This is a genomic window from Pelomicrobium sp., from assembly GCF_036803785.1.
GTDB lineage: Bacteria > Pseudomonadota > Gammaproteobacteria > Burkholderiales > UBA6910 > Pelomicrobium.
Map to the genome: position 1 here is coordinate 1 of NZ_DAIRTR010000172.1, position 5,293 is coordinate 5,293.

6 protein-coding genes, 1 tRNA gene and 1 pseudogene are annotated in these 5,293 nt (G+C 67.8%); 2 read left to right on the top strand and 6 right to left on the bottom strand.

From position 1 onward, the window contains the following. The 4 genes from V7Q81_RS14420 to thiS form a co-directional block, all read right to left on the bottom strand. Window positions 1-497, bottom strand: a 497-nt coding sequence (locus V7Q81_RS14420) for an OsmC family protein (RefSeq protein WP_333844642.1), incomplete at its 3' end; no start/stop codon positions are given. 70 nt (window positions 498-567) lie between these two features. Then, on the bottom strand, window positions 568-1,248 hold the full coding sequence (gene trmB / locus V7Q81_RS14425; protein WP_333844645.1) for a tRNA (guanosine(46)-N7)-methyltransferase TrmB: 681 nt from the start codon (window positions 1,246-1,248) through the stop codon (window positions 568-570). 57 nt (window positions 1,249-1,305) lie between these two features. Then, a complete protein-coding gene (locus V7Q81_RS14430; protein ID WP_333844647.1) occupies window positions 1,306-2,106 on the bottom strand; it encodes a thiazole synthase in 801 nt (266 codons plus the stop codon). 75 nt (window positions 2,107-2,181) lie between these two features. Next, a complete protein-coding gene (gene thiS / locus V7Q81_RS14435) occupies window positions 2,182-2,385 on the bottom strand; it encodes a sulfur carrier protein ThiS (protein WP_333844650.1) in 204 nt (67 codons plus the stop codon). 362 nt (window positions 2,386-2,747) lie between these two features. On the opposite strand from thiS, the gene V7Q81_RS14440 reads away from it, so the two are divergent. Together V7Q81_RS14440 and V7Q81_RS14445 are read left to right on the top strand one after the other, a co-directional pair. Beyond that, a tRNA-Gly gene (locus V7Q81_RS14440) sits at window positions 2,748-2,821 on the top strand. 418 nt (window positions 2,822-3,239) lie between these two features. Continuing rightward, complete coding sequence (locus V7Q81_RS14445; protein WP_333844652.1) at window positions 3,240-3,848, top strand: hypothetical protein; 609 nt, start codon at window positions 3,240-3,242, stop codon at window positions 3,846-3,848. Window positions 3,849-3,953: 105 nt separating this feature from the next. On the opposite strand, the gene V7Q81_RS14450 is transcribed toward V7Q81_RS14445, so the two are convergent. Together V7Q81_RS14450 and V7Q81_RS14455 are read right to left on the bottom strand one after the other, a co-directional pair. Further along, window positions 3,954-5,018, bottom strand: a complete 1,065-nt coding sequence (locus V7Q81_RS14450; protein WP_333844655.1) for a lipocalin-like domain-containing protein — start codon at window positions 5,016-5,018, stop codon at window positions 3,954-3,956. A gap of 17 nt (window positions 5,019-5,035) precedes the next feature. Beyond that, window positions 5,036-5,293: pseudogene (locus V7Q81_RS14455) on the bottom strand (ABC transporter permease); the annotation flags it as partial.

Consider the following 5,293-nt stretch of genomic DNA (forward strand, 5'->3'; position numbering starts at 1 on the left):
AGGGTGGTCAGGGTCGCCGGGGGATGACGCAAGGTCTGATAGACCACGCAGTAGCGTTCGGTCAGGTGGAGGAGCTTGGCGAGTTGCTCGTCCGAGGCGTCGGTGTCCAGCTCGAAGGCGAGACGGATGGCGCGAAACCCCACGGGAGCGTCCTTGGCCACTCCCAGCGTGCCGCGGAAGTCCAGATCCCCTTCGGCGGTGACGGTGCCGCCCCGGACCTCCAGCCCGAGAGCGGTGGCCACCGCCTTCAAGGTCACTCCGGCGCAGGCCACCAGGGCCTCGAGCAACATGTCTCCCGAGCAGGCGGCCATGCCGTCTCCCCCCGTGGCTGGGTGTAGGCCCGCCTCCACCAGGCGCTTGCCCGTTTCCACCTTGCAGGCGATGGTTTCTTCGCCGAGGCGCCCCCGGGCCCGCAGGGTGACGAGGGCAGCTTCGGGCGTTTCCCGGTACTTGTCTTTGAGGGGCGCCTGCAGCGCCCGCAACTCGTCTGCGTTCATTTCGCTCCTTGCACCATTGACGCGCCTTCGATTTCGATTCACCCGCCGACGGGCACGAAGGCTCGCCCGTTCAGACCCGGCGAAACAGGAGGTCCCACACGCCGTGGCCCAGGCGCCGGCCCCTTTCCTCGAATTTGGTGGGGGGGCGGGAGGTCGGGCGCGGCGCGAAGCCGCGGCCTGCGGCGTTGGCGAGGCGCGGCTCCTCGGAAAGCACCGCCAGGATGTGCTCGGCGTAGTCCTGCCAGTCGGTGGCCACGTGCACGTAGCCCCCCGGCTTCAAGCGCTGGGCGAGCAGCGCCACGAAAGGCGGCTGGATCAGCCGTCGCTTGTGGTGCCGTTTCTTGGGCCAGGGGTCGGGGAAGAAGATATGCACCCCGTCTACGCTGTCCGGGGGGAGCATCCACTCCAGCACATCCACCGCGTCGTGCTGGATCACCCGCACGTTGGCGAGCCCCAGAGCCTCGATGCGGTTGAGCAGGCTTCCCACTCCGGGGGAATGCACCTCAATCGCCAGATAGTCCTTGTCCGGATTTTCCTGGGCGATGGCGGCGGTGGTCTCTCCCATGCCGAAGCCGATTTCCACGATCTTGGGGGCGGCTCGCCCGAACAGGACGGCCAGGTCTAGGTGCTCCCGGGCAAAGGGCACGCCGTATTTGGGCAGCAGGGTCGCGTGGGCCCGGGCTTGGGCTCGGGTCATGCGGCCCTGACGCAGAACATAGCTGCGGATCGAGCGCTCTGGCAAACGGTCCATGGCGATGTCCGATGGCGGCCTCAGGGCCGCGGCCCCGCACAGCGAACGCCCCGGGGTTCAAGCCGCTTTGTGCTGGGCGCTGGCGATGAGCCCCGTGGTGGGAGAGCTGGGGGTGGCGGAATAGAGCTTCTTAGGCATGCGGCCGGCCAGATAGGCGGCGCGGCCGGCTTCCACCGCCAGCTTCATCGCCCGGGCCATCAGCACCGGGTTCTTCGCCGCCGCGATGGCGGTGTTCATGAGCACCCCGTCGCAGCCCAGCTCCATGGCGATGGCCGCGTCGGAGGCCGTGCCGACTCCCGCGTCCACCAGGATCGGCACCTTGGCGTTCTCGATGATGATCGAGAGGTTCCAGGGATTGAGGATGCCCATGCCGGAGCCGATCAAGGAGGCGAGGGGCATTACGGCGCAGCAGCCGATCTCCTCCAGCTGCTTGGCGATGATGGGGTCGTCCGAGGTGTACACCATCACATCAAAGCCTTCCTTCACCAGGGTCTCGGCCGCCTTCAGCGTTTCCACCACGTTGGGGTAGAGGGTATGGGGATCCCCTAGCACTTCCAGCTTGACCAGCGTGTGGCCGTCGAGCAGCTCCCGCGCGAGCCGCAGGGTGCGCACCGCGTCCTCGGCGGTGTAGCAGCCGGCGGTGTTGGGCAGCAGGGTGTATTTGCTCGGCGGCAGGTAATCGAGCAGGTTCGGTTCGTGGGGATTCTGGCCGATGTTGGTGCGGCGGATCGCCACCGTCACGATCTGGGCGCCGCTCGCCTCGATGGCGGCGCGGGTCTCTTCGAAGTCCTTGTACTTGCCGGTCCCCACCAGGAGCCGGGACGAATAGGAGGTGCCTGCGATGACCAACGGATCCATGGGCGCGTCTCCGAACGGGGAGAAAAACAGAAACTCAACGATGACACGAGTCCGGACCGATGCCCTTGACCCGGGTCAACCGCCGCCGACCGCCACCACGATTTCCAGCCGATCGCCTTCCTGAAGACGCTCTTCCGGGAAGCGGCTGCGGGGCACGATCTCGCCGTTTTTCTCCAGGGCGATGCGCTTGCCGGCGAGCTGGAGCTCGTCGACGAGCTGGGCCACCGTGGTACCGACCGCGACCCGGCGGGGCTCCCCGTTCACCGTTAGCTCGATCATGGCGTGAAAGCGTCGAAGTGTCGAATTCGAAGCGGTTATCTTACCATCGGCGGCGCCTTGTCCCCAGCGCCCGCGGACGAATTTCAATTCCAGCGGGGAATGGGGTAGACTGTGCCCGCCCCAGGCGGGTGTAGTTCAATGGTAGAACATCAGCTTCCCAAGCTGAGAACGTGGGTTCGACCATCCGACGTCCGGTGGACGTCGGATGGGACGTCGGGCCCGGTGAGGGCCCGGCGGTCCCGAAGCCGCGGAAAGCGGCGAGGGATGCCTGGATCGCGGAGGCAACGCGATCCAGGCACATTCCCATCACCCGCTGGATTTTCGGCGGGGTGGAAAAGAGAGGAACATGACCATGTCGCCGGGCGGGTGTAGTTCAATGGTAGAACATCAGCTTCCCAAGCTGAGAACGTGGGTTCGATTCCCATCACCCGCTCCAATACGCTAGGCCCGATCCTGCGTAAAAGCCTTTTCATGCGGAAGGGACGTCCCGGGTAAGGCTCCCCCTCGGGTTTTAACGGACGCAGGCTCGGCAGGGCGTCGGTGGGAGGGATGGCTCTGCTTCCGTCTCTCCGTCCCGAGTCGCATCGGCGTAAGGGATGCTCGGCGGGCAAAGGCAAGGCGCGCCGGGCCATTTCCATCATCCGCTGTGATCCAAGGACGCTTTCGCTGCGGCCGTTCGAGCGCCCTTCAAAAAACAACGAAGCGCGCTTCTTCAAGCCCTTTCGTCCCCGTTCGCCTCTCGCAGGTCGTTGTCTTTTCGCCATTTCGTGTTGATGGCTGACAAGTGCGGGACAACGGCCTACTATCGGAAGGGACCATGGGTTCGCATCCCTAGGTTGAGCGAGAGTCCAAAAATGGCTGACAGCAGAAACCGCAACCCGGAAGATCTGGAGTTGCGCAGGCTTCTTCCCCGGTACGTCAAAGGACATCTGACCGGCCCGATGCGGGCGCGGGTGGAGGCGTATCTCGCCCGTTCCCCCGACGCGCGGGCGGAAGTGGAATGGCTGCGGCGGCGAGAACGGGAGGCGCAGGCGAGTCTTGGACCCCAGAGTCGGGACGCCGCCTTCGCCCGCTTCATGCAGCGGCTCGTGCCTTCCGCTCCGGTTCCCGTCCCGACGCTGCCTCCGCGGCGCCGCGGCCGGCCCCGCTGGCTCACCCCCATGTTCGGCATCGCGGTGACGGTGGCGGCAGTGGAGGCAGCCCTGATCGGGGTGCTGCTCCACGAACGGGAGGGGGCGCCCCCGGCGCAGGTGGGAGGCGCCCGCCTCACCGTGACCTTCCATCACGAGGCGACGGAAGGCCAGATCCGGGAGTTGCTCCAGAGCGTGGGGGCCACCATCGTCTCCGGTCCGGGCGCACGGGGCGCCTATACGCTGGATGTGGCCGCCGGTCAGGCCGAGGCCGCCTCCGCGCGCTTGGCGGAGCGCGCCGATCTGGTCCGCAGCGTCGGGCCGGCGAAGTAGTGCCCTTGCCCTGGGCGGCGGGATGCGCGCGGCGTGCGGGGGGCGCCGGCGGAGGCGCGGTGCGTGTCGCGTCTCCGGACGGGCCCGACCCAGTGGAGCAGGCCTTTAGAACCGTAACGGCGTGCCGTAGCCGGTGAGCTCCAGGTAGCCGCGCCCCACCACGCGGCCGGTGTGCAGTGCTTCCACAGCCCCCTCCCAGTAGAGGGTGCCGGTGCTTGCCCGCCCGTCGTTTTCCTGGTCATCCAGGAGGGGCCTGAGTGTGAGCGCCAGGGGCCCTGCCCGCACCGTCCACTCCACCGGATAGGTGATCCCGGAGCGGGGGCTGGTCCAGCGACGGCCGGGTACGAAGGTCACTTCCCGGGGGCCGAAGGTCTCAACGGTCCCGTCGGCCCGCCGCAGGGTGCCCCCGGCCCAGTGGGTCGCACCCTGGCGGTCGCGTAGGCGGAAGGCCATCAGCGCTCCTCCGTCCAGGAGATTGATCCCGATCCAGTCCCACCCCACCGCCGCCTTGTCCATGAGCTCGCTCGCCCACTCGTGGTCGAACCAGGCTTCCCCGGTTACCGTACGGCGGCGCCCGTCCCGCTCCACGGTGCCCGCGACCCGCAGGTGGGGCAGGCTGTAGTAGTAGCTCGCCGAGCGCTCCTCGGGTCCCTTCTGGCTGAAGCCGTGCCGTCCGTGCAACAGGGGCGGTTGTGTGGGCTCGAAGGTGAGCTCCAGGCGAAATCCCTGAGCGGGAATGACGGCGCGATAGCCCTTGCCTTCCTGGGCAAGCACCCAGTCGTCGATGGCGAGTTCCAGTCGACCCTCCCGGGCGTAGGCCAGGCCGAAGCCCTCCCGGGCCGCCCGCTGGTCGTGGCGCAGCCGCCCTAAGGCGGGGTCCGAGAGGGCGGCGTGGGCGGCCAAGAGCTGGCGCGGGGCGAAGCGGCTGGGATTCTCGCTGGCGAAACCCGGTCGATTGCGGAAGAAGGTGATCTGAAAGCCCAGCCGCTCCCCGTCTGGCGTGGTGAGCCACCCGGTCACGTACCACCATTCGATGCGAAACGCCGGGTGGCTGCCCTCGTCGGCGGGAAACGCGATCTGCCGCCCCGGGGTGACCGGAGGATATTCGATGCCGGCGAGGACCGGGAGGGCGAAGACGGCCAGCCCCGCGAGAAGCCTGCCCAGCCTCATCCTTTCCGTGAATCGGCTCACCAGTCCTCCCGCACCGCCCGCACCACCTCCATGCCCATGGCTTGTCGGCCGCTCAGCACGGCGGTCGCCGCCGCGGCGCCGATCAGGGCGGCCGCCAGGAGCAGGAGCAGCCCCCACGGAGGATGGAGGTCCATGCTCCAATGGAACGACTGGCGGTTGACCACGTGGATCAGGATCAAGCCCACCACGAATCCCAGCAGCTGGCCTGCCAGGACCCCGGTGAGCCCCCATACGCCCCCCTCGAAGGCCAGCAT

Coding starts and splice junctions, on each gene's coding strand:
- trmB (WP_333844645.1), bottom strand. CDS start 1,248: ATGGACCGTTTGCCAGAGCGCTCGATCCGCAGCTATGTTCTGCGTCAG.
- V7Q81_RS14430 (WP_333844647.1), bottom strand. CDS start 2,106: ATGGATCCGTTGGTCATCGCAGGCACCTCCTATTCGTCCCGGCTCCTG.
- thiS (WP_333844650.1), bottom strand. CDS start 2,385: ATGATCGAGCTAACGGTGAACGGGGAGCCCCGCCGGGTCGCGGTCGGT.
- V7Q81_RS14445 (WP_333844652.1), top strand. CDS start 3,240: ATGGCTGACAGCAGAAACCGCAACCCGGAAGATCTGGAGTTGCGCAGG.
- V7Q81_RS14450 (WP_333844655.1), bottom strand. CDS start 5,018: ATGAGGCTGGGCAGGCTTCTCGCGGGGCTGGCCGTCTTCGCCCTCCCG.